General features: G+C 38.8%; 20 protein-coding genes and 1 pseudogene. 20 read left to right on the plus strand and 1 reads right to left on the minus strand.

Annotated elements, in window-relative coordinates; genetic code table 11:
• The first annotated feature begins 164 nt into the window (after nt 1-164).
• The 14 genes from ACERII_RS23045 (at nt 165) to ACERII_RS23110 (ending at nt 14,983) form a co-directional block, all read left to right on the plus strand.
• Nucleotides 165-398 (plus strand): DUF1146 family protein, encoded by a 234-nt coding sequence (locus ACERII_RS23045; RefSeq protein WP_373645330.1) that lies wholly within the window; start codon nt 165-167, stop codon nt 396-398.
• A 267-nt stretch (nt 399-665) separates the two neighbouring features.
• Nucleotides 666-1,424 carry a YwmB family TATA-box binding protein gene (locus ACERII_RS23050; RefSeq protein WP_373645331.1) on the plus strand — a complete coding sequence of 253 codons (759 nt, stop codon included), beginning with the start codon at nt 666-668 and terminating at the stop codon, nt 1,422-1,424.
• Nucleotides 1,425-1,458: 34 nt separating this feature from the next.
• Nucleotides 1,459-2,793 (plus strand): UDP-N-acetylglucosamine 1-carboxyvinyltransferase, encoded by a 1,335-nt coding sequence (gene murA, locus ACERII_RS23055; protein WP_373645332.1) that lies wholly within the window; start codon nt 1,459-1,461, stop codon nt 2,791-2,793.
• 582 nt (nt 2,794-3,375) lie between these two features.
• Complete coding sequence (gene spoIID, locus ACERII_RS23060) at nt 3,376-4,431, plus strand: stage II sporulation protein D (protein WP_373645352.1); 1,056 nt, start codon at nt 3,376-3,378, stop codon at nt 4,429-4,431.
• 502 nt (nt 4,432-4,933) lie between these two features.
• Complete coding sequence (spoIIQ, locus tag ACERII_RS23065; protein WP_373645333.1) at nt 4,934-5,716, plus strand: stage II sporulation protein SpoIIQ; 783 nt, start codon at nt 4,934-4,936, stop codon at nt 5,714-5,716.
• Nucleotides 5,717-6,780: 1,064 nt separating this feature from the next.
• Nucleotides 6,781-7,065, plus strand: a complete 285-nt coding sequence (gene spoIIID, locus ACERII_RS23070; RefSeq protein ID WP_373645334.1) for a sporulation transcriptional regulator SpoIIID — start codon at nt 6,781-6,783, stop codon at nt 7,063-7,065.
• Nucleotides 7,066-7,189: 124 nt separating this feature from the next.
• The gene (gene mreB, locus ACERII_RS23075) at nt 7,190-8,194 is read left to right on the plus strand and encodes a rod shape-determining protein (protein ID WP_373645335.1); all 1,005 of its coding nucleotides are present in this window, start codon (nt 7,190-7,192) and stop codon (nt 8,192-8,194) included.
• Between the two features lie 334 nt (nt 8,195-8,528).
• Nucleotides 8,529-9,350 (plus strand): flagellar hook-basal body protein, encoded by an 822-nt coding sequence (locus ACERII_RS23080; protein WP_373645336.1) that lies wholly within the window; start codon nt 8,529-8,531, stop codon nt 9,348-9,350.
• Nucleotides 9,351-9,663: 313 nt separating this feature from the next.
• Nucleotides 9,664-10,491, plus strand: a complete 828-nt coding sequence (locus ACERII_RS23085) for a flagellar hook-basal body protein (protein WP_373645337.1) — start codon at nt 9,664-9,666, stop codon at nt 10,489-10,491.
• A 43-nt stretch (nt 10,492-10,534) separates the two neighbouring features.
• The gene (locus ACERII_RS23090; protein ID WP_373645338.1) at nt 10,535-11,497 is read left to right on the plus strand and encodes a DNA-directed RNA polymerase subunit beta; all 963 of its coding nucleotides are present in this window, start codon (nt 10,535-10,537) and stop codon (nt 11,495-11,497) included.
• Between the two features lie 285 nt (nt 11,498-11,782).
• The gene (fabZ, locus tag ACERII_RS23095) at nt 11,783-12,214 is read left to right on the plus strand and encodes a 3-hydroxyacyl-ACP dehydratase FabZ (RefSeq protein WP_373645339.1); all 432 of its coding nucleotides are present in this window, start codon (nt 11,783-11,785) and stop codon (nt 12,212-12,214) included.
• 449 nt (nt 12,215-12,663) lie between these two features.
• Nucleotides 12,664-12,798, plus strand: a complete 135-nt coding sequence (locus ACERII_RS23100; RefSeq protein ID WP_373645340.1) for a hypothetical protein — start codon at nt 12,664-12,666, stop codon at nt 12,796-12,798.
• Between the two features lie 139 nt (nt 12,799-12,937).
• Nucleotides 12,938-13,273, plus strand: a complete 336-nt coding sequence (locus tag ACERII_RS23105; protein WP_373645341.1) for a hypothetical protein — start codon at nt 12,938-12,940, stop codon at nt 13,271-13,273.
• 573 nt (nt 13,274-13,846) lie between these two features.
• On the plus strand, nt 13,847-14,983 hold the full coding sequence (locus ACERII_RS23110) for a hypothetical protein (protein ID WP_373645342.1): 1,137 nt from the start codon (nt 13,847-13,849) through the stop codon (nt 14,981-14,983).
• 61 nt (nt 14,984-15,044) lie between these two features.
• Here ACERII_RS23110 and ACERII_RS23115 read toward each other — a convergent pair whose 3' ends face one another.
• The gene (locus tag ACERII_RS23115; RefSeq protein WP_373645343.1) at nt 15,045-15,923 is read right to left on the minus strand and encodes a GNAT family N-acetyltransferase; all 879 of its coding nucleotides are present in this window, start codon (nt 15,921-15,923) and stop codon (nt 15,045-15,047) included.
• 238 nt (nt 15,924-16,161) lie between these two features.
• Between ACERII_RS23115 and ACERII_RS23120 the strand changes: the two are divergent.
• The 6 genes and pseudogenes from ACERII_RS23120 to ACERII_RS23145 form a co-directional block, all read left to right on the plus strand.
• Nucleotides 16,162-16,752, plus strand: a pseudogene (locus ACERII_RS23120) (MFS transporter); the annotation flags it as partial.
• Between the two features lie 15 nt (nt 16,753-16,767).
• Nucleotides 16,768-17,610, plus strand: coding sequence for an AraC family transcriptional regulator (locus tag ACERII_RS23125; RefSeq protein WP_373645345.1), 843 nt, complete (start codon nt 16,768-16,770; stop codon nt 17,608-17,610).
• A gap of 638 nt (nt 17,611-18,248) precedes the next feature.
• Complete coding sequence (locus ACERII_RS23130) at nt 18,249-19,538, plus strand: sugar ABC transporter substrate-binding protein (protein WP_373645346.1); 1,290 nt, start codon at nt 18,249-18,251, stop codon at nt 19,536-19,538.
• 185 nt (nt 19,539-19,723) lie between these two features.
• Nucleotides 19,724-21,052 (plus strand): carbohydrate ABC transporter permease, encoded by a 1,329-nt coding sequence (locus ACERII_RS23135; RefSeq protein ID WP_373645347.1) that lies wholly within the window; start codon nt 19,724-19,726, stop codon nt 21,050-21,052.
• The gene (locus ACERII_RS23140; protein ID WP_373645348.1) at nt 21,052-21,897 is read left to right on the plus strand and encodes a sugar ABC transporter permease; all 846 of its coding nucleotides are present in this window, start codon (nt 21,052-21,054) and stop codon (nt 21,895-21,897) included. The genes ACERII_RS23135 and ACERII_RS23140 overlap by 1 nt, the downstream gene beginning before the upstream one ends.
• 84 nt (nt 21,898-21,981) lie before the next feature.
• Nucleotides 21,982-24,069, plus strand: coding sequence for a beta-galactosidase (locus ACERII_RS23145; protein WP_373645349.1), 2,088 nt, complete (start codon nt 21,982-21,984; stop codon nt 24,067-24,069).
• Nucleotides 24,070-24,250 lie beyond the last annotated feature (181 nt).

Consider the following 24,250-nt stretch of genomic DNA (forward strand, 5'->3'; position numbering starts at 1 on the left):
GTATGGAAAAAGCAAAAAATAAATAGCATTTTGTAAAAAAATTCGCTATTATTAACATTGTCTTCGTGTATTATTCGTGAAGTCAATACTTAACATTGGAAAGTACAAGCAAGAAAAAAAAGCAACAAATGGAATAATTTATATTATTGCGCGGAGGGGAAAACATGCTTGAGTCGTTGGGCCAACAAGGCTTACTAAACATAATTGTTAATTTAATGGTTTTAGTCATTGTCTGGTGGTCCATTCAATCATTTAAGCTTGATTTGTTTGTGAAAAATCCAGATGGTGTAAAAGCAAAAGCATTACTTATACTTATTACACTCGCAGTAACCCAGTTAGTGAGTAGCTTTCTGTTAAATTATTTAAATTGGTCCATGACGTTGCGTCACTTGTTTTAATTAATGGGTAAAATCGAACTATTAAGAGATCATTATTTGAATCTAAATAGTTAGAAAAAACGTCTAAATAACAAATGTAATCATAGCGAATAATATTCCAAAAACATTACTATGTATTCCTATTCATTAATGGTATTACTTATAGGTGAAAAATATCGACTATTGTCGGCTTTTAGTGGATAATTCCATGTATGTCTCTCCTGTCAAAAGGCAACAATTTTAATAAGAGATGGTTGTATTTTGAGAGAGAAAAAGGGAGAGGGAAGTATGGGGAAAAAATGGAATTTACTCGCTGTCATAGCAGCATTTTTACTATGCTTTACATTTATTTTTGAGGAAAATAGAACTCGTTCAGAAAACTATTTACAACTGCCGCAAGAAACATTACAGCTCATTGAGGATGAGATAAGTAGCTTGGAAATCGAGTCAAATAAATTTCATATTTATGCTCGTAATCACCAACAACAATTTCAATCATATGATGAAGTAGTGAAGTATTTAAAACAATGGAAGATAGACGAACGAGTGGATTGGATAGTGGAAGAAACAGAGGAACAAATAAAATGGTTGGGAAAAAATACGGAATCCAATTCTTATAAGGAAAAAATCAGCATTATAGTTACACCTTATAACAATGGTCAGTTTGACGCTTATACCATTTATGAAGCATCCTTTTCACCTAGTCCTCAATGGCAAGAAACGTATTCTGAACTGTTTACCTCGAAGTTAACTCCGTTTGATGCAGAAGATATATTTTTACGAGTCGAAGGAAGTATATTGGGTGAGAATGCGGATGTGAAACAATGGGGTACAACAATTTTAGAATCGTTGTCGGCTGAAGTTGTAGAAGATATTCAAGAAGAATCGTTTGTATCATATTCTGCATACACTCCACTTTGGGGTCAAGAAATCATGACAAACGGTGGAAAAATGAACGTACAAATAGCACTAAGAGAAGTAAACGATGGAATGGGCGGTGAAACAACCGTCACAATTGGAACGCCACTAATAACGACTGAATATTAATAATATAGAATCTAGGACGCGGAGGGGAATACGTGTGGAAAAAATTATCGTCCGCGGTGGCAGGAGCTTAAACGGCACTGTCCGAGTTGAAGGAGCTAAAAATGCCGTTTTGCCGGTCATCGCCGCATCCATTTTGGCCAGCAAAGGTAAGAGTAACATTTATGATGTACCAGCACTTGCTGATGTTTACACTATAAATGAAGTTCTTCGAAATTTAAATGCAGATGTAACGTATGAAAATGGGCAAATTTCAGTAAATGCTGAAGGAATGTTGAATACAGAAGCACCTTTTGAATATGTCCGAAAAATGCGAGCTTCGTTTCTTGTAATGGGCCCGTTATTGGCTCGTGTGGGACACGCGAGAATTGCATTACCAGGAGGATGTGCAATCGGTTCAAGACCAATAGACCAACATCTTAAAGGTTTTGAAGCGATGGGTGCTGAAGTAGAAATTGGAAATGGTTTTATTGAAGCAAAAGTAAATGGTCAACTAACTGGAACAAAAATTTATTTAGATTTCCCAAGTGTTGGTGCCACTGAAAACATCATGATGGCAGCGACGATGGCAAAAGGTAGTACTATCATTGAAAATGCTGCAGAAGAACCTGAAATCGTATGTCTTGCTACGTATTTGAACTCTATGGGCGCAAAAGTTCGTGGAGCTGGTACAGGAACTATCCGTATTGAAGGTGTAGAAGAATTACACGGTGCGGAGCATACAATTATCCCGGATCGAATTGAAGCCGGTACGTTCATGGTAGCAGCTGCTATTTCAGGAGGAAATGTTCTTGTAGAAAATGTTCTTCCAGAGCATCTACGTCCACTTATTGCAAAGATGACAGAAATGGGCGTATCCATTGAGGAAGAAGGCACAGGAGTTCGAGTAATCGGGCCTGAAAAGTTAAAGTCTGTAGACATTAAAACGATGCCACACCCTGGTTTTCCAACAGATATGCAAGCACAAATGATGGCTCTCTTACTTTGTTCTGAAGGCACAGGAGTTATCACAGAAACGGTGTTTGAGAATCGTTTCATGCACGTGGAAGAATTCCGCCGCATGAATGGAAATATTAAAATTGAAGGTCGTGCAGCCATTATATCTGGTCCTTGTGAACTTCAAGGAGCAGAAGTAGCAGCTACTGACTTACGTGCAGGAGCAGCACTGATTTTAGCCGGACTCGTAGCAGATGGGTATACTCGTGTAACTGAGTTGAAACACATCGACCGTGGCTATGTTGATTTTGCGAAAAAATTAGAATCACTAGGAGCTGAAATCGAGCGAGTGTTTGAAATTGATGAAAGCGAACTTGAAAACCTAGAAGCTCCAGCACCACTAACAATGAATCCAAGTTTAGCACAAGTGAAATAAAGGAACAGATCTTCTGCACCAAAATGGAAAACGCCATTGAGAAGACCTTTTCGATAAGGCGAGTAGGACTTATTGACCCAGGATGACAAACAACATTTCACTAATTAAATAAATTCAAAAGTCACCATCCCCTTATACTGTACAGAACAGGAAAGGGGATTTTTTATGTTTGATTCGTGGAAGAGGCGTCTTCGCGACATTTGAAGGAGTACGACGTTGTGAAATGTCGGGGAAGAAGCGTCAACGGAAAATTTAATCATCGTGAAATATTGCAGATCGAGCCGGCAATGTGAGGAGGTTGGTACAGGATCTATCACAAAATTTGAAAGATACACTTTCTTTTTCACTAAGTTCGAGGCATGAAATGATAGTTTTCCCATATAGAAATAATAGGGGGGAATAGAGGGCGTTAATCCGCTTCCCTTAAAGGTCCACACACCTGAAGAGAAAAAAATAGTAGATATAATCTAGTATATTCTTTCTGTTTTTTGTTCTAACTAGTAGTAGGTTGTCATAGATATGTGGTGTATGGGCGCAGTGCTCGAAGATTGTGGAGAGGTGGGCAAATTGATGAAGCAAATGATGGCGGCATTTTTAGTTTTAGTAGTGATGATATTGGTGATTCCTTCCATTTTGGTTGTTGGGTTTTCCAACGAGGGGGTGGAATCTTCGAGTGTAAATGTTGGTTCTGATTTTACGAGTGAAAAGCCTGTATCTTCCGTTATGAGGGAAGGGATTGAGGATGAAACGGTTATTTCCGTGTTTCGATCTGAAAAGGAAGTAATCGAGGAAGTTCTGTTTGAGGATTATATTGTTGGTGTGGTTGCGATGGAGATGCCGGCAAGATATGACTTGGATGCGTTGAAGGCGCAGGCGTTGGCGGCAAGAACATATATTATTCAGCATTTGACTTCTGAAAATGTGCTAGGGCTACCTGACGGGGCAGATGTGACGGATACGGAGCTTCATCAGGTGTATGCGAGCGAGGATGAGCTTCGTGAGCGTTGGGGTGCCGAGTATGAGAAAAATATAGCTAGGGTGAAGCAGGCAGTGTTTGAGACACAAGGAAAGGTAATTACATTTAACGGGCAGCCTATAACTGCATCGTATTTTTCCACAAGTAACGGTTACACAGAGAACTCAGAGGATTACTGGACACATGAGTTTCCTTATCTGCGGAGTGTGGAAAGTCCGTGGGATTTAGATTCTCCAAGATATTTAGGGGAGAAAACGATACCAGTATCTGATTTTCAGTCTCGTCTGTCTGTAACGTTATCAGGTCAAACTGCTGGAACGGTGCTCGACCGAACAGCCGGAGGAAATGTTGCGCGCGTAGAAATCGGAGGCAAAGAATTCACAGGCCGAGAAATTCGCAATCTACTCGATTTGGATTCCACCGATTTTACCCTGACACGCCGCGGGAATAATATCATTATCGAAACGCGCGGCTGGGGTCACGGCGTCGGCATGAGTCAATTTGGCGCAGACGGAATGGCGAAAGAAGGCTACACCTATCAGGAAATAATCGAGCACTATTATGCTGGAGTGACCATTTCAAATGTTGCAGACGTCATAGGCAACATGACGGCAGATGAGACGGATGCATCTTCGGGAAAACAAGTGTCGGCAGCTCCTTAAAATGAATCTATGCTAACAATGACGAAAGCGACTGAATCGCGTGGGGATGGTCTTGAACGTAGTTCAATCAAATCTCCCACTGCGACGGTCGTTTTTAACTTAATGGAGTTCTGAACATTAAATCGGGTGATATGCACATATATTTCGCCATTCGCACATAAAAGTGTGAAATTGCACATATATTCCTGGAATTCGCACATATAATCGCTCAACCCGCACATATATTCCGTAAATTCGCACATATATTCTCGAGATCTAAATAGAATTGTGTGATTTTTCATCACTTTTTAAAAAACATTAATATTCTAGATAAATCAATCAATGAAATGATGTAACAACCTCAAATTGTAGGATACATTATAAAATTACCTCCAACTTAACGTTGTTTTTACAATAAAATAGCTTGTTTTTGAAAAAAAATTGTAGATTCGATAAATAATTTTCTAAATAATGTATAAAGTTTAATCAATTTGCTCAGAATGATTGCTGAGGTGGTGATCTAATGAGTAATCATGAGGAGAAACAAGAAACAATGCAGGTTAAATTGAAGCGTCTAATGAAAAATCGTTGGGCAGTACCTGCAATCTATTTAGGACTAGCAGCTGTAGTATTGACGACATTTATGTGGATTTCTAGTACAGGAACGGATGTTGCAGACGATGAGAGAGAATCAGAGTTTGATATTAACAATCCGAATTTGGACACACCGTTAGATGATGGTGATGAAGATGCGATTCCTGTAACAGCAACAAACGAAGTTTTTCAATACCCAGTGTTAGATGAAAATGAAGTTGCAGTTGTTGGTACTTTTTTTGACAGAGAGACTCCTTCGGAGGATCAAGAACAAGCGTTTATCGAATACAACAACTATTTTTACACAAACAAAGGTATTGACTTATCTTCGGAGGAAGGTGAGAGCTTTGATGTAACAGCTGCGATGAGTGGTACAGTTGTGAAAGCAGAAGATGACGCTTTATTTGGTCAAGTAGTACACATTGAGCACGATGAAGATATCGTAACAATCTATCAAAGTCTTGAAGGTACTCTAGTAGAAGTTGGCCAAACTGTAAGACAAGGTGATGTAATTGGTAGAGCTGGTAGAAATCTCTATAATAGTGATGCTGGAGTTCATCTTCACTTTGAGATTCGCAAAGATGGTGTTCCTGTAAATCCAATTGCCTACATGGAACAACCAATGAGCGCATTACCAAGCATGGATCCTGAAACTATTGCAGAAACTCCGGAAGCAGAAGCTAATCCGGAAGAAGCACAACTGATGCAATAAGAATAGTGAAGTCTTAGCCTTATTTACAAGAAGATGGTAGAACACTCTACTAAAGATAGTTGAATTGGTAAGAATGATTACAAGGTCAACAATTAAATCTGATTAAACCTATAAACTTAATAAAAAATAAATTATAGGATTAATGAAGAGGGTTCTACCAAAGATTCAATCAGTAATGATGTAATCAGATGTTGGACGAAACTTGTATTTTGAAGAATTAATATAATGTAGGTAATTGCACACCCGCCTGGTATAAAACTCAAGTCACAAAAATTCAAAAATTCTTCACAGGCCAGACCTGTGAACAAAATGTCGGAGACTCAAGTCTCCGACATTTTTGTAAACCTCAAAAGATAATGCAAATTTTTTCTATGATGTTGTTTTACTTTTTAGTTGATCCTATATAATCTCTTAGTCTGTAACCTAAATCTAGCAGAATCAGACTATCTTGAACAAAACAACAAAAATTACCCAAGCCTTTAGCATGTTCCCCACACAATCTACATATAAATGAAACATCGACCTACATATTGGCTTTTAGGCCAAAATACATGGTGCAAACTGTGTGCAGTTATCCGAGTAATCAAATGTGATAGCAACAAAAGAAAACATCAAAGTAAGTTCTATTTGCACCAAAATCTCAATTAAAAATTCCTAGTTGTAAACTCAATTCACAAAAATCTCATCATCTAATCCTGAAATTAATGATACTAACAATCTATCCTATAAAAGAAATAATCCAAGAAAAATGACTTTAGCCTACATTTAATCGGGATTAGAAAATACGAACTATTACTGTGTCAATTGATACCATTTGTCACAATTTTTGAAATATTTTTCGTCGGATAAGCACTGTTCTTTGTTTTTATGCATATATGTTTGCTTACGTTAATAGAATTTAACAAACCTTACCATAATGATAGGTCGTTCAAGAAGAGCGAGGAGGTGGCAGACAACCTGCAAGCACCTGGGATCGCAGCTTAGACATCATGAGTATACAAGTAAGGGTGCTGTCTTTTCTTTGTCTTTTTGAACTCCAGAAACACTCTAGGGAGGCGAGAGGTGTGCACGATTACATCAAGGAGAGAACAATCAAGATTGGAAGGTACATCGTAGAGACGAAGAAGACAGTTAGAACGATTGCGAAAGAGTTTGGTGTGTCCAAAAGTACAGTTCATAAGGACTTAACAGAAAGACTGCCGGAGATCAATGCAGAGTTGGCGAACGAAGTAAAAGAAATATTGGATTATCACAAATCTATAAGACATTTGCGGGGTGGTGAAGCAACAAAAGTTAAATATCGTAAATCAGATAAAAAAAAGGAAGTTGTGGTAGAAACAAAAGTATAAATTTTGAAAATCCTTTCCCCTCATTCTGGCAGATTATGATAAAATAAGACAATGGATATGTATGTAGTAAATTCGGATCATTTATACCAAGTCGTTTGCACTATGATGTCAGGGAGGAAGAGACATGTTTGGAAGGGATATAGGGATTGATTTAGGTACAGCAAACGTACTAATTCACGTAAGAGGAAAAGGAATTGTTTTAGATGAACCATCGGTCGTAGCGATCGATACAAACACAAATCGTGTTTTGGCAGTCGGAGACGAAGCATTTCGTATGGTTGGCCGAACACCTGGAAATATTGTTGCAATTCGTCCATTAAGAGATGGGGTTATCGCTGATTTCGATACAACAGAATCAATGCTAAAGCATTTCTTAAACAAGATTAAAGTAAGTAGTATGTTCATGAAGCCACGCATACTAATATGCTGCCCAACAAATATTACCTCGGTTGAACAAAAAGCAATTCGAGAGGCTGCGGAAAAAAGTGGTGGGAAAAATATTTATTTGGAAGAAGAACCGAAAGTGGCTGCTGTTGGCGCAGGAATGGACATCTATCAGCCAAGTGGAAACATGGTCGTTGATATAGGCGGTGGGACAACTGATGTTGCCGTGCTTTCAATGGGGGACATCGTCACCGCCTCATCGATCAAAGTTGCAGGAGACCGCTTCGATAGCGATATCCTCAACTATATTAAGAAAAAGTACAAGCTCTTAATAGGCGAACGAACATCAGAAGAAATTAAAAAGAATGTAGGAACAGTTTTTCCAGGTGGACGGAATGAAGAGATGGATATTCGAGGTCGTGACATGGTTTCTGGATTGCCAAGAACGATTACTGTTCGATCTAATGAGATATGCGAGGCATTAGAGGAAGCAATCTCTCATATTGTACAAGCATCCAAAAATGTATTAGAGCAAACTCCTCCAGAGTTATCTGCGGATATAATTGATCGTGGAATTATCCTTACGGGCGGTGGAGCATATCTGCATGGAATTGAACAGCTTTTATCGGACGAGCTTAAAGTGCCAGTTTTAGCTGCAGAAAACCCAATGGAATGTGTAGCAATTGGAACAGGAATTTTATTAGAGAACTTAGACCGTGTGAAAAAACAAGCGATAAGATTATAATAAAAAATTTTTATGAAGTATAAGACCAATAAAATGTGTTAGTAATTTTTGCACCATGGCGGATGAAAATACGTTATGAAGCATATTAGTACTCTTCACTTTATATGGAATGAGCGTAAGCAAGCGAGACTGCAGTGGGAAGTAGAGTAGAGTCGAGACACCGTAACGACGTAGTCGTGAGGGGGCTTGGCAACTCCTCACAGGAAAGCGAGCAGGCTGAAGCGAATGGAATACAAACCTACAGAGTTAGTAATACTGGATAAGTTTGACTACCACTAACTAGTGTATTTTTCGAGGGTAGACTAATCAATAGAAATATAATGAGGTGAAATCATTGCTACGAGGATTATATGCAGCTGGAGCAGGAATGATCGCGCAACAGCGTAGACAAGAAATGTTATCTAACAATATAGCTAACGCAAATACACCAGGTTACAAAGCAGATCAGGCATCCTTACGCGCCTTCCCGAATCAGCTAATCCAAGCAATGGGAACAGGGCAATCAAGAGTGACTGGTTCCTACCGAGTTGGCGAGCTTACAACTGGCGTATATATGCAAGAAAAGATACCAAATTTTCGCCAAGGTGATATACAAGAAACATACAACACAACGGATATCGCTATATTACAAGGTGTAATGCCACAAAACGAAGCAGGTCAATCTGCGGTATTAGTATACAATATTGAGAACAACGAAGGAGAGCTTCGTTTTACTCGAAATGGTAATTTCACAATTGACGGAAACGGATTTCTTACTACCTCCCAAGGAAACTACATACTCGATACGGACGGAAACCGAATCGATGTAGGAAACGAGAATTTCCAAGTACGTGCAAACGGCGAAATAATAGACGGAAACGAGCAATTCATTGCTCAATTAAATGTCTCAATGGTACAAGATCCAACACAACTTGTAAAAGAAGGTAGCGGCCTACTTCGTTATGATGGCGAAAACGAAGTAGTCTCTGCAATTAACAATCCCAATGTCACCTTTCAACTTCAACAAGGATTTTTAGAACGATCCAATGTAGACGCAGCCCAAACGATGACAGAAATGATGAGCGCCCTACGATCCTTTGAAGCAAACCAACGAGTACTCCAAGCATATGATCGAAGCATGGAACGAGCAGTAAACGACGTTGGACGAATAGGGTAGACCTCCATGTAAGTGAAATTTGCCGCATGCCGTATGAAATACGTTATGGAGTAGATTCGTACTATAACTTAAGATGGAATGAGCGTAGATCCACGAACTCCATTGGGAAACAGAGCAACGGCAGCCACCTTAGCGGGCGAAGTCGCCAAGGTGACTCGGCAGTTCCCACGGTAATGAGTGGGCTGTAGCGAATCGAAGAATAACTAACAACAAAGTTAGTAGTACTCAATAGTATAGTTCACGTAATTTCAAGGTAGAACCCAACCCAACAAGAAAAATTCACAAACATAATGAAAGAACCGAGGTGCAAACGATGATCCAGTCTATGATAAATTCCTCAGTAACCATGGGGCAACTACAACGCAAACTAGACACGATTGGACATAACCTATCCAACAGTAACACAACAGGGTTCAAACGTAGAGATGTAACATTTTCGGATCTTCTTTCTCAGCAAGTAAACAATCAAAACGTAGTTCATCATGAGATTGGACGTCAAACGCCAAACGGACTACGCGTAGGTACAGGAGCTGCCGTAGCACAAACAGCCCTCCGTTTACAACAAGGTTCCATCCAAACAACGGAACGCCCGCTGGACTTAGCCATCACGGAAAACAGTTATTTCTTTGAGTTGGAAGAAGCTGATGGGAACAGACGATTTACGAGAGATGGGGCATTTTACTTAAGCCCGAACCCTAACAATCCAGAAGAAAACCTACTAGTGAATCAAAACGGGGAATTTGTTTTATCAGCAGAAGGGAACCGAATTACCTTTCCATCACAATATGAGGACATACTAATCAGTAATAATGGTATGATAGAAGTAAGAACAACCAACGAGGGTAATGTTGTGGTAGGACAGCTTCAACTCGTTCAGATAACGAAGCCCCAGCTAATAACAATGTTAGGAAACAACACCTTTGTTTTTCAAAATCTAGAACAACAACAGCTCAACTATGGTGATGTACTGAACGAAGCAGCGGGAACTGACGTAATCATGCAACGAGCATTGGAGCACTCCAACGTGGACATGGGGAAAGAAATGACCGAACTCATGTTAACGCAGCGGAACTATGAGTTTAACGCCCGCGCGATCTCGATTACCGACCAAATGATGGGACTTGTCAACACCATTCGGTAACGATAAAATGAACGCGTAGGTAGAAACGACACGAGGGATAACTATGGACAAGAAGGACCTAACAACCCAACAACCGAATAAGGATCATGCAGAAGATAAGACCAATACTTCTTCCTCTTCGGAAAACAGTCGTTCAGGTGAACGGAACGATGAGAACTCTTCTAAGCAGGACGAACTGTCTTTGTCTCTTGTTAAGTATGATTTGGAAACAGGTGATGCTGATGCTCCCGTAAGAGCGGTGTATCGTTCTAACGGTGGACAAGCTTCTGGTGTAACTTCTGACAAGGGGGAGGCTTCGTTTCGTCGTCCAGACGCGGATGAGAAGGAGAGTGATGTCTTTGATTCTTCTAAGGATGTTAAGGGTGAAGTCTCGGATGACGAGGGAATTCCTGTAACAAAATTTAGTGCTGTCTTACCTTCGCGCAAAGATCGTTTTTTAAAGGAGTCAGTTGAAGAAGGGAAACATGGTAATTCTGATGAGTTGAAATCTTCAACGCAAAAGCCTTTTTATAACGATGCTGTAGATACTTCTGAGGGTAAGCCAAAGTATAATGATGGGATCAATTCTTCTATTGGAAAGTCTCTAGATGATGAGGAAGAATCATCAAAAGAAGAGCCTATATATAATGCTAAGGTGCAATCTCGTGTAGAGCACCGTAGGGGAACGGAGATTGGTGACGTGGAGCAAAAGGATTATAGTCTAGCCGAAGTGGAGGAGCAGGATGAGTCACAGATGACTCGTCGGCAAATCCGAAAGCAAAAGAAGAAAGAACAAGAACGAGAAAAAGGATTGAAGAAGGCTGCGCGTGGACGAATTCGTGCATTTCCTATTTGGTTCCGTCTTGTCATAGTATTGCTTCTTTTTGCAGGAAGCTTAGTAGCTGGTGCTATGTTTGGTTTTGGTATTATGGGTGAAGGATCACCACGTGACATTTTGGAACCTGAAAGCTGGTATAAAATTTACGATTTAATTTTTGATGGAACAGAGATGGAACGAGCTCGATAAAAAATAGCGTGTTTTTTCTTAGGAACCCTAGTGGGCATTTGGTTATGCTAAACAAGGGTTTTTTATTTTTATTAGGTACCATTTGGACGATTCATGTAAAGCAATTTAGAAGAGAATTATTCATCAGTTAGTGTTGCAGTTGCATGTAGTCGTGAACATAAGATTAATGTAGATAGCAATGCATCCATGTAAGTTTGAAGATAAGACTTGTTTCATAGCAGGAAAAAAAGTAAACTAGAATGAGGATTACTTTGGAACCTACATATAGGAGGAGGTCATAATAGTATGCTAACTGTCGAAGAAATAAAGGAGATTATTCCGCATCGATATCCATTTTTGTTGATCGATCGTATTTTAGAGGTAGAAGAAGGGCAACGCGCTGTAGGACTGAAAAATGTGACTGCAAATGAAGAGTTTTTTAATGGGCATTTTCCTGATTACCCTGTAATGCCAGGAGTTTTAATTATTGAAGCACTTGCTCAAGTAGGTGCTGTTGCTATTTTGAAAAAGGAAGAAAACCGAGGAAAACTTGCTTTTTTTGCAGGGATTGATAACTGCAGATTTAAAGGACAAGTGAAACCTGGAGATCAATTACGATTAGAAGTTGAAATGACAAGGCTACGTGCAAAGATTGGAAAAGGAAAAGCAGTAGCTTCTGTGGACGGAAAAGTAGTCGCAGAATGTGAAATAATGTTTGCCTTAGATGATCCAAAATAGTACACAAATTCTTCAAGGGCCAGACCTGTGAATAAAAAATCACAGGTCTGGCCCTTGAACGTTTAGTGAACACTTGATGTTCTGGAGGATGTTTTTGTTGAATGCTCTCACTAAATAAACGTTTGTTTAATGATAAAACGACACATCCAATCTGTATAGCAGATTTTTCAACATTTATTTCCAAGGAAATAAGAACAGGATAAACGTTTCTGTGACAAATATAAAAATATCTCTAAAATGTTGGTGGGAATATGGGAAAATCTAAAAGATCCGATAAATGCGTTTGGATAGATTGTTTAGGTGAAATATGGTTGTTAGAATCACCTATAGGTTAGCAAAAGAAAAGGGATAGATGTTTCTTTTCAAAACCTAGCCATATAAATGAGAAACCTTCATGAGACTTTCTTATTTATTAAAACCATTAACCACTACAAAGGAGATGTTTGTTTATGAAGAAGAAACTACTTTTAACAATTATGTCTAGTGTGTTTGCGATCGGAATGTTAGCAGCTTGTGGTGATATTGAAAATGACCCAATGAATGATGACATCCAAGGAGACATGGAATTTAACGATGACATGTAGGTATATCCACTTATAGTTATATGTACCAATAGTTGAGTAGTGAATTCTAACATAACTTCCTCCTGTTTAGGTGATCATAAATATGAGATAAAATTTAATTCAGGAACTTTCTGAATGACTAAACAGGAGGAAACTAAACATGAAGAAAAAGCTAACATTGTCTTTCTTATCGGGAGTTCTTTCTTTAGGTGTCCTTTCAGGCTGTGGAACAGCCGATGATGATATAATTGATGACCCAATGATGGATAATGATCCTATTGTTGACGAGGACCCACTGGAGGATGACGGGTTTCATGACAACAATAACAATGTAGATTTAAATGAAGGATTGGATGAAGAATATGATCCTGATGAACCGGGGTTAGAAAATGAAGATATGGATGACAACTTCAATGATGAACAATATGAGGAAAATGGTGAAGAAGATTTTGGAGAAGACTTAGAAAATAATACGTACAATGAAGACGACGCTTAAATAAATAAGATATCGTTAAGTGAAAAATAGAAGTTTAAAATTATAAAAAACGAGGTATAAAAATAGTAAAGAAAAGAACATGATCCCTTAGCCAAGGATTATGATCTCATAAATGGAGGAAAGTATTTGCCACCACTTTCCTCCTTCACAAAATGTAAATTTTGTGTTTTTACTCCCCTTTTACAATATATAAGAAAAAGCTAATGAGGATTGCCGCCCTCATTAGTTTTTTCGTTTTTGAAATTACTTAAGAATCAATACTATACCTACTATCCTCCATTAAATGAAGTTTAATTAAATGCCAATACAACAGGTGCCGTTGAATTTTACTACAGGTTGCTCGCTTTCCTTTGTGAACATGTTCCTTAACATAGCAAATGAAATGAAAAATTAAAATACAGAAATAAGAAAGACCTGAAATAAAGAGGAGATGAATTAGAAACCTCTGATAAGGCTAACAACCTCTCATTTACTCACGATAGAGTTCCCACAATATTCCACTAAATGTATTTGGTAATTCATGATAAGATTATATAAAGTTTCCACTAGAGGTATATTGCAGGAGGAAGAAAAATGGGTAGGATTATTTTATATAGCGTGTTTGCCCTTATACTTTTTACACTAATGATCAAACCTATAATCCGTAACGAACAAGAATTAATTTCTGAATTGGGTGGGAGTTTATTAATAATACATAATGAAAAGAATCCCTTGCTAGAAGCTCGCCACTTTGTTTTTCCAAAACGATTAGAAGTTGTGACATTGATGAGAGAAGAACAAGTGGTGGATGAGGATAAAGATGAAGAAGAAAACTCAATGGGTGAAATGGAAGAAGTTTTGACTGAGCCAAAGGAAATTGTCGAAGAAAAAGAAGTTATAGCTTCATCTACGGTTCAACCTATAGAGAAGGAAGTATCTTTGGAAAAACAAGTGGAAGAGAACAGCGATAAAACGACGGAACAATCAAATGCCAAAGAACATGATTCAACAGAAAAAGAAAAACCGAGTCAGGAAGTGAATGCGATACAATTGCTATCGCAGTTAGAAGCTGAATTCATTAGCGGGATTTTTGCAACGAAAGTTTTTCAATATGAAATGCTCTTTTCCCAGAATGAGTATAAAGGGGACATTCTTTCCGCAAATGAAACGAAATTTCTGAAAGGGAACCACAAATCGAACATCTTAATCACAGCACCACACACAACGAGCCATATCCGTGATATAGGGATGAAAGTGGCTGATGTATATACAGGTTCTATGAGCTTATTATTACATGAATATACTGGAGTACATGTCTTGTATAGCACCAAGGAAGCACGAGATGGGAATTTCTACAATGATGTAGAATTTAAACGAGAATTGGCAAGGATTGTTCAAGAACACAATATCGTTCTAGTGATAGACCTTCATGGTGCAGCAAGGAGTCGACCTTTTCAAGTGGACATAGGAACAGCGAATGGAACGACTATTGGGAAAACGAAAGTGGAGAAGCTTACATCTGTTTTTCAGCAAAATGGAATTAATCCTGTCTATGAAAACCATACATTCTCTGCTGGAAGCTCAGCAAATATTGCAAATTACTCCCGCAATCAGTTAGGTGTGGAAGGTGTTCAATTAGAGTTTAATCGGAACCTACGCGATCCGAGAGTAGATATGAAAAGTTTCTATACCGCAGTTTACTCCTTAGCCGAATACTTAGAATCTCAATAAAAAACCCCGATATGAAAATACTCATATCGGGGTTTTTAGGTGCACAGAATTCTGCCACTTTTTATGAGTGTGCAAGTTTAGGAAAGGTAAATTCAGAAGGAAATGAATCAGAGGAAGGGCGTACAAATAACACACTATTTTCCATTATATTAGCGATTTTCTTCATTTCAATCTCTGAAAAAGACGGGGTAAAATGAAAAACGACTTCCTCTGAGTTCGGAAGGTATTTTCTTATATCCCGAAAGGATAATTCATTGGAAGACATCACGTCTATCAGATGGCAGACGTTGTTTTCCATAAAGTAAATAAGAATCAGTTGTTTATTTTCTATATAATAAATATTGCTGTGATACACATTCAAGCTGTAAAACGTGAGTAAGTGTTCTGCGTTATTAACAGAAAAGGTGCGTGACTTGATTTTGTTTTTACGATATATATCTAACAGCAGTGTCATGTCACAGAGTTCAGATGGTTGCAGTTGTCGTATTTGATGTGATGCCTTATCTGATGAATCTGGGAGTATTGTTGAATACTGTGTCTCTGTATGACTGTGGTAACCAAATTTCGGGTAAAAATCAAGCACTGTTTCATTTGCAAAGAGAAAGGAAAAGTCTACTTGGTGGTCATAATCCTGGAACACTTTTTGAATTAGATTCGCAGCAAGTCCTTTTTTTCTGTAGTCAGGGTGTGTCATTACCGTACCTAACTGAATGGATTTTGTGGAGGTGCCGTTAATTAAAAGGTCCATTATGTTAACTGACACGTTTGCGACAACATTGTTGTTATGTAAATAGGAGTAGCAGATATAATTGTCGCTCCAATAACCTTTCTTATACCAAGGTTCAAAATTTATGCCAAACACATGTTGGGCGAGGTCAAGAAAGCTTTGGCGATGGACATCATGATGCTTATAGTCCTTGATAAATGTAAACTCGTTCATGGCAGGTTCCCTTCTTTTCTGTTCTAGATATGTAAAGAATATCATACTAACAGGAGGTGAATGAGGTATTTGTGAGTAGTTTATGACTTTAGTTTGATATAAGTAAAAAAAAGTAGATTCAAAACTGTATTTTGGGTCGTATAGTAGAGCGAAGGTGAACGAATGTAAGATTCCTTTTAATAAAGAACAGAAACATGTTACTATGGATTCATTCTAGTAAAAAAATGTTGAAGCATCGGAAATGAATTTCTTTCAATTACTTAAAATCAAGGGAATGCACCAGGCAATGCTTGTGAGTATGCTAACTCTAGCGGTGAGAGAAGCTATGACAACCTATTTTCCCCTTTATGGAATAGAAAAGGGTTTTTCCCTCACTCAGATTGGATTAATAATTGGTATACAAGGGTTTGCTGCAATGATTATTCGGCTTCTACAGGGGAAGTTATTGCAAGCTTTTTCTGTGAAAAACATCCTCTTTATTTGCTTATTCAGTAGCGGATGTTGTTTACTCAGTTTATATTTTTTTAGTGATATTTTGATTTTTAGCATAGCAGCACTGCTATTGGGATTAGGGTTAGGGTTAACACAGCCATTATCAACCGTAAGTGTAGTGAACATTGCCCCCGTGGCATTTTCAGCTCAGGCCCTTGGGATACGATTAGGCGGAAATCGTTTATCACAGTTGGTTTCTCCTCTTTCGTTTGGAATGGTAGCTCAGTGGGCTACAGTGGGTTTTGTTTTTGGGATTGCCGCAATACTCTTAATGGGAGGATCCGTCTACTATAAATACAGCAGTTCAGATTCACGATCGAACCACAATAAGCCATGAAGTTGGTGATCATCTATGCATTATAAAAAAGTAAGATATACGTACATTACAGTGGAGGATACGTTACCTTTATTTGTAGAGAGTGTTGGATTCAACCCGCAGGAACAGGATTTTACTAGACCAGAGGGGTATCCGTATTATCACTATCTTCAAACGGTGGAAGGAGAAGGGAACTTTACTTTTAATGGAAAAGAGTACAGTCTCCCAAAAGGTCGCGGTGTATTATTAAAACCTTATGAACCTCATTCCTATTATACAACTGGGAAAAAATGGTCTACCATTTATGTAACATTTGGTGGTGCTTCTGTCGTTTCCATATTAGATACGTTAAAACTCAATTTCTCCAGCATGTACTCCGATATGGAGGATTTTCAATTTGCACAAATAATAGTAGAAATGATGAAAAAAATAGAGGCGGATGCGGAGTTCTCCAAACATGATTTGTCTAGTTATTTATATGGATTTCTGATCAATCTCCGTAAGCACGGAAAGATTAACAATCAACCTTCTTTGTCTCACTTTTATGAGAAGGTTCGCCCCATTGTAGAATGGCTTGAAACGGTGTATGCGGAGGAAGTGGGTCTGGAAGATATGGCAAATCATATGAACGTGAGTGCCCAATATTTAAATCGCCTCTTCCAAGACACATTTGGTTTAAGTCCTTATTCCTTCTTGATACAATTGCGTATTAACAAAGCAAAGGAAATCCTAATTCGTAACCCTGATATTCCTTTGAAAAATGTAGCCTTTCTCGTTGGATTTAATGATGCGAGTAATTTTGTTGCAACCTTTAAAAAGAAGGAAGGAATTACACCAAAACGTTTTCGGGATCTACATGTAAAAAAGAAGAGAGAATAGCTTGAAACTGCTAGTGATGCAGGAGGACACTGAAAAAAGTTTATTTTTTCCTTTTCGGGGTTTCTGTTACGCTAGCAGTTTTTTTAGCTTGCGTATGCATGGAGGAAAATTAAGTTTGCTACACATAATAGAGTTAGTTGCGCCGAATTTTAGTTAGATCGCACAGAAACATGGTTTTAGATCGCACAGAAAGTTGAAAATTCAACCCAAAAAAGGTAAACAAGCATGTTGATCTTGAAAAAAGCTCTGAAGATGAGAGTAATCTTGCCCCAAAGTTTCAACCCTCACATAAATTCCGACATTTACGCATAACTAAACTTAAAAATCCAAGCAAATATATTATTATGATTTTTTATACATTTTTTACCATTAAACAAAAAAGAATCATAGAGAGCATGTCGAATTTTGCAATTGTAATTAAAATTTTAATAGAAAATAAATGAAATAAACGGCACTATTACCTTGGATTGCAAGCATAATATACCTCAACCTTTTTTACCAAATTATGTAATGTAATATAGAGAGATAATTGTGTTAGTTTCATATTTTTATATAAATAAAGAATTTATTCATACATAACCTTCTTGGCATCGGTTACAATAATATCATATTCTTACATCAAGAAAGGAAGAAAAATAATGAAGAAATCACTGTTAACGATGTTATTGTTAATTTTTGCTTTAGCGGTAGTAGTTGTTGGTTGTGGACCAGCTGACGACAATAACCAAGATGATACGACAAATGTCGTAGACGATGGAGATACGAATGAAGGTGCTGCAGATGGAGATGTTCCAGCAAAACCTGAATCATTGGAAATTTGGGCAAATGATGATGAATATCAATTTGCTGCAATTGAAGAATTAGTTCGTCAGTTCGAAGAGGAAACTGGAATTGAAGTAACAGTAACTCCTCGTTTAATGGCAGACCAAGATGAAGCATTCCAATTGGATGCTCCAAGTGGTATTGGTCCAGATGTTATTTTCCAACCACATGACAGACTTGGAAACTTTACAGCACAAAACTTAATTGCTCCTCTTGAAGTAGATGAAGCAACTTTAGCTCAATACACAGGGGATGCAGTTGGTGCATTGACTATGGATGGAATTGTTTACGGTGCTCCATTAGTAATGGAAAACACAGCTCTATACTACAACAAAGAATTAGTACCAGAATTACCTGAAACAATGGAAGATCTTTATGCACTTGCAGAGGAGTTAACTAATACTGCAAATGATGAGTATGGTTTCTTATTTGAAGCATTAAACTTCTATCATGTATTCCCATGGATCGGTGGATACGGGGGATATGTTTTCACTCAAGATGAAGAAGGAAATTACAATCCAGATGATATTGGTTTAAATAACGAAGGTGCAGTACAAGGTTTATCAGAAGTACAATCTTTATTTGATCGTGGAATCATTCCTCGTAGTGTAAATGAAGATGTATTAAACGGTTTATTCACAGATGGAAAAGTAGGTATGGTTGTTTCTGGACCATGGGCGCTTGCAAACTTCTCTAATGCATTAGGAGATAATTTAGGAGTGGCTCCACTTCCTCCATTAGCAAACGGTGAAAGTCCAACTCCATTTGCTGGGGTAAAAGGTTGGTTAATCTCTGCTTACTCAGAGAGCACATATTGGGCTTCCCAGTTAGCGTTACACTTAACAACTGCTGATTCTCAAGCATACTACTATGCAGAAACTGGAGAAATTCCAGCTCGTCCAGATGCGGACATCGATAATCCATATGCGGAAGGATTCTTAGAGCAGTCTCAAACTGCTATTCCAATGCCTAACATTCCTGAGATGAACCAAGTATGGGGTCCAATGGAAGATGCACTACAATTTAATGCAAGTGGTGATGATCCACAAGAGATTCTTGATGAAGCTGTAGAAGAAATTATCGGCTACATCGAAATGATGCAATAAAGAAACGATAAGGATAAATTAGATACAATAGAAAATAGTAATATTAGGTGTAAATAGGAAGGCGCAATGCCTTCCTATCCCTTTATAAGGGTGCTTATCGAGGGTACTGAAAAGATAATCTGTGTTTTCAGTGGTCTACGTAAATTCCCTTTTTTGATTATTCAATTGTGTTAGGAGGTTCATGGATGGATTCAAAACAGAAAAATAATTCTGTAAGAAAAGAAAATAATAATAACCATGCATTTTCCAACCATAACCCGAAGTTAGCTCTTGCTTTGTCGATTATCCCTGGCTTAGGTCAGTTTTATAATCGTCGGTTTATGAAAGGAACAATATTTCTTGTGTTAGCTGCTGCATTTATTATTGTATTTGCAGACTTTATTGATATAGGGTTATGGGGGATTTTTACACTGGGAACAGTACCTGGTAGAGATCATTCTTTGCAGCTAATCATTCAAGGACTCGTAGCTTTTGTATTACTTGCCTTTGCTTTAGTGTTTTATTTTGTTAATCTTCGTGATGCCTACAAGGATGCTGAAAAATTAAGACAAGGATATAGTGTACCAACGTTAGCTGAGTCTTTTCATAACACATATGATAAAACATTTCCTTATTTCTTAGTAGGACCGGGTTTAATACTCGTTATTTTTGCTGTAATTTTACCGTTAGGATTTATGCTATCTTTAGCATTCGTGAATTATCATTTAAGAAATTCTCCACCCGCAAACTTGCTTGATTGGGTTGGTTTCGATAACTTCGTGTCCCTTGCTACTACTCCAATGTGGCAAAACACATTTATCAGTGTATTTAGCTGGACAATCATTTGGACATTAGTAGCAACAACACTCCAAATTGTGTTAGGATTATTCCTTGCTATTTTAGTTAATGACAAGCGAATTAAACCTAAACGAACAATCCGTACGATTCTGATCTTGCCTTGGGCTGTACCAGGTTTCGTATCAATATTAATTTTTGCTGCGATGTTTAACGATGGTTTTGGTGCAATCAACCGTCAGATTATGGAGCCACTATTCAATGTAAGTATTCCGTGGTTAACGGATGTATTGTGGACGAGGGTTGCTCTTATTACGATTCAAGTTTGGCTTGGATTCCCGTTCGTTTTTGCACTTTTCTCTGGGGTACTTACAAGTATTTCTGATGATTGGTATGAGGCCGCGACAGTGGACGGAGCGAACCGTTGGCAGAAATTTAAGGCTATTACGTTCCCACACGTTATGTTCGCTACTGCGCCATTAATGATCATGCAATACACGCATAACTTTAATAACTTTAACATTATCTATCTTTTCAACGAAGGTGGACCAGCTGTTCGTGGTCAGAATGCAGGGGGAACCGACATCCTCATTTCCTGGGTGTACAGTTTAACTTTCTCTCAGCAAAACTACAGTATTGCTGCTGCCATTTCGATGATTATCGGTCTTATTGTTGCGGTATTTGCGTTCTTCCAATTCCGCAAAACAAGATCGTTTAAAGAGGAGGGGAAAGTATACTAATGAATCTGAAAACGAAAAACAGACTCGAAGTGATTGGTATTTACCTCATTTTCGCTATTATGTTTGTCATCATTGCTTATCCCCTTCTTTGGGCAGTGGGGATGTCACTAAATCCAGGTCGGAGTATGTTCTCAGCGAGCATGATTCCGGAAAACTGGAGTTTGGAGCATTACCGTTGGTTATTCTTTGATGACCCACGTGGTCGTTATGTTGTTTGGTATAAAAATAGCTTAATTGTAGCTGGATTTACATCTATATTCTCTGTTCTTGTGGCAACGTTAACTGCGTATGCGTTCGCACGTTACAAGTTCGTTGGTAGGAAAAATGGGATCTTTATATTATTAGTTCTTCAGATGTTCCCAATCCTAATGGCAATGGTTGCCATTTACTTATTACTAAGCTTAGTAGGTCTATTAAATAGCCTAGCTGGATTAGTTATTATTTACGTCGGTGCAAGTGTGCCGATGATGACATTCTTAGTAAAAGGGTTCTTTGATACAATTCCAAGAGAGTTAGATGAAGCAGCAAAAATCGATGGTGCAGGTCACTTACGAATATTTGCACAGATTATGCTGCCATTAGCAAAACCGATATTAGCGGTAGTTGCATTGTTCCAGTTTATGACGCCGTTTATGGACTTCTTACTTCCTCGTATCGTTCTTCGTAGTGAAGATAAGTTTACGTTGGCACTTGGTTTATTTAACTTTGTTAGTAATGAATTCGATAATAACTTTACACGTTTCGCAGCGGGAGCGATTTTAGTTGCGATTCCGATTGCGTTAGTATTTTTATTCTTACAGCGATATTTAATTGCAGGATTAACTGCAGGAGGAACGAAAGGATAAGGGGGAACCCTTTCCTTTTTTTCCATGTGATTGGAAGAGGTAAACAAATACTTTTCAAAAAAGAATAGAAAAAAGGTGATTTGAATGAGTAAAAAGTTTCCGCCGATTAGTAGTAAGGCGCCGATGATGCTGCATGGTGCTGATTATAATCCGGAGCAGTGGTTGAAGTATCCTGGTGTGTTTGAAGAGGATATTCGGTTGATGAAGCTATCGAAGTGTAATGTGATGAGCGTTGGGATCTTTTCGTGGGTATCGTTGGAGCCGGAGGAAGGTAAGTTTACGTTTGAGTGGATGGATCATGTGCTTGATACGTTTGCGGAGAATGGGATTTATGCTTTTTTGGCGACGCCGAGTGGAGCGCGTCCTGCGTGGTTGTCGCAGAAGTACCCGGAGGTTTTGCGTACGAATGAGTTCCGTGTGAGAAATCTTCATGGGGAGCGTCATAATCATTGCTATTCGTCTCCTGCATATCGTGAGAAGGTTAAGATTATTAATACGAAGCTTGCAGAACGTTATGCGAATCATCCTGCGGTAATCGGGTGGCATATTTCCAATGAGTTGAATGGTGGTCATTGTCACTGTGATTATTGTCAGGAGAATTTCCGTGAGTGGTTGAAGAAGAAATATGGCACGTTAGAGGAATTGAACCATGCTTGGTGGACGACGTTCTGGAGTCATACGTTTACGGACTGGTCGCAGGTAGAGTCTCCCTCACCTCGTGGGGAAAAGTCTACGCATGGGATGAATGTAGATTGGAAGAGATTTATTACGGATTTGACGTTGGATTATGTACGTGCGGAGGTAGAGCCGTTGCGTAAGGTGAATCCCGATGTACCGGTTACGACGAACTTTATGGAAGGGTTCGAAGGGCTTGATTACTTTAAGTTCAAGGATATTTTGGACTTTACTTGTTGGGATTCGTATCCGACGTGGCATGATGGTGAGATGGACAAGAATGGTGATGTAGCTGCTTGGATTGCGTTAAATCATGATATTATGCGTTCCATTAAAGGCGGCCAGCCGTTTGCGTTGATGGAAAGCACGCCGAGTTTAACGAACTGGCAGAATGTATCGAAGTTGAAGAAGCCTGGCATGCATGTATTGTCTTCGTTGCAGGCGGTGGCGCACGGATCGGATACGGTGCAATACTTCCAGTGGCGTAAAAGCCGTGGTTCTAGTGAAAAATTCCATGGTGCCGTTGTGGATCATGTTGGTCATGAAAACACACGAGTTTTCCGCGACGTAACAGATGTTGGTGAGGCACTTGAGAATTTGAAAGAGATCGTTGGTACATCGGTAGAGCCTGAAGTTGCCGTGATGTTCGATTGGGATAATCGTTGGGCTGTAAAGGATGCTCAAGGTCCTCGAAATGTTGGTATTAAGTATGAAGCGACCGTTCGCGCTCATTATCGTCCGTTCTGGGAAATGGGTGTACCTGTTGATATTATTGACAGTGACTTCGATCTTTCTAAATATAAAGTTGTTGTAGCACCGATGTTATATATGGTGAAACCTGGTTTTGGTGAAAAAGTAGAAAAGTTTGTGGAAGCGGGCGGAACGTTTGTTACGACATATTGGTCTGGAATTGTAAACGATACGGATCTAACTTTCTTAGGTGGTTTCCCTGGTCCATTGAAGAAGACGCTAGGCATTTGGTCTGAAGAGATTGACGGACTTCATGATGGGCAAAAAAATAGTGTGGTGCTTTCGGACGGTAATGCACTAGGGTTGAAAGGTTCATATGATGCTGTTGAACTTTGTGATTTGATTCATACCGAGGGTGCTGAGGTACTTGCAACGTATGGGGATGACTTCTATGAAGGTCGCCCAGCTTTGACTGTTAATTCTTTTGGTTCTGGTAAAGCATATTATGTTGCGTCTCGTAACAGCGCTGATTTCCAGTATGATTTCTTTAAGCAGATCGTGGAGGAAGCGGGAGTTACTCCGGTACTTGGTTCAGCTGACCTTCCTGAGGGTGTTAATGCTACGTTACGTACGGATGGTGAGTCTGATTATGTCTTTGTAATGAACTTTAGTGATAAGGAACAAGTTGTTGAGCTTGGATCCGATGGGGAGTCTTATGAAGATATGTTAGACAGTGGAGCTGTGGTGAGTGGTTCCTTGAAGCTAGGATTGCATGGGATAGCGGTGTTGAAGAGGAAGAGTAAGTAAGGATTGATTGTTTTGGGAGCGCTTGACGGACGCTAAGAGACGATTTGTGTAGGAGCAGCGAGGAATTGTCTCGAAAGCGGTGGATGACAGAACTCCATGACTGACAAAATGAGGATGAAACGCGGGGAATTGTCAAATAAGAGGTGCTTGATTGACAAAACGAGGATGAACCCGAGTGGAA

This window comes from Evansella sp. AB-rgal1 (genome assembly GCF_041820985.1).
Lineage (GTDB): Bacteria > Bacillota > Bacilli > Bacillales > Salisediminibacteriaceae > Evansella.

What these genes read in the sequence shown, in the direction of transcription:
- ACERII_RS23045 (WP_373645330.1), top strand. Translation starts at nt 165, where the DNA reads ATGCTTGAGTCGTTGGGCCAACAAGGCTTACTAAACATAATTGTTAAT.
- ACERII_RS23050 (WP_373645331.1), top strand. Translation starts at nt 666, where the DNA reads ATGGGGAAAAAATGGAATTTACTCGCTGTCATAGCAGCATTTTTACTA.
- spoIID (WP_373645352.1), top strand. Translation starts at nt 3,376, where the DNA reads ATGGCGGCATTTTTAGTTTTAGTAGTGATGATATTGGTGATTCCTTCC.
- spoIIQ (WP_373645333.1), top strand. Translation starts at nt 4,934, where the DNA reads ATGAGTAATCATGAGGAGAAACAAGAAACAATGCAGGTTAAATTGAAG.
- mreB (WP_373645335.1), top strand. Translation starts at nt 7,190, where the DNA reads ATGTTTGGAAGGGATATAGGGATTGATTTAGGTACAGCAAACGTACTA.
- ACERII_RS23085 (WP_373645337.1), top strand. Translation starts at nt 9,664, where the DNA reads ATGATCCAGTCTATGATAAATTCCTCAGTAACCATGGGGCAACTACAA.
- ACERII_RS23090 (WP_373645338.1), top strand. Translation starts at nt 10,535, where the DNA reads ATGGACAAGAAGGACCTAACAACCCAACAACCGAATAAGGATCATGCA.
- fabZ (WP_373645339.1), top strand. Translation starts at nt 11,783, where the DNA reads ATGCTAACTGTCGAAGAAATAAAGGAGATTATTCCGCATCGATATCCA.
- ACERII_RS23100 (WP_373645340.1), top strand. Translation starts at nt 12,664, where the DNA reads ATGAAGAAGAAACTACTTTTAACAATTATGTCTAGTGTGTTTGCGATC.
- ACERII_RS23105 (WP_373645341.1), top strand. Translation starts at nt 12,938, where the DNA reads ATGAAGAAAAAGCTAACATTGTCTTTCTTATCGGGAGTTCTTTCTTTA.
- ACERII_RS23110 (WP_373645342.1), top strand. Translation starts at nt 13,847, where the DNA reads ATGGGTAGGATTATTTTATATAGCGTGTTTGCCCTTATACTTTTTACA.
- ACERII_RS23115 (WP_373645343.1), bottom strand. Translation starts at nt 15,923, where the DNA reads ATGAACGAGTTTACATTTATCAAGGACTATAAGCATCATGATGTCCAT.
- ACERII_RS23125 (WP_373645345.1), top strand. Translation starts at nt 16,768, where the DNA reads ATGCATTATAAAAAAGTAAGATATACGTACATTACAGTGGAGGATACG.
- ACERII_RS23130 (WP_373645346.1), top strand. Translation starts at nt 18,249, where the DNA reads ATGAAGAAATCACTGTTAACGATGTTATTGTTAATTTTTGCTTTAGCG.
- ACERII_RS23135 (WP_373645347.1), top strand. Translation starts at nt 19,724, where the DNA reads ATGGATTCAAAACAGAAAAATAATTCTGTAAGAAAAGAAAATAATAAT.
- ACERII_RS23140 (WP_373645348.1), top strand. Translation starts at nt 21,052, where the DNA reads ATGAATCTGAAAACGAAAAACAGACTCGAAGTGATTGGTATTTACCTC.
- ACERII_RS23145 (WP_373645349.1), top strand. Translation starts at nt 21,982, where the DNA reads ATGAGTAAAAAGTTTCCGCCGATTAGTAGTAAGGCGCCGATGATGCTG.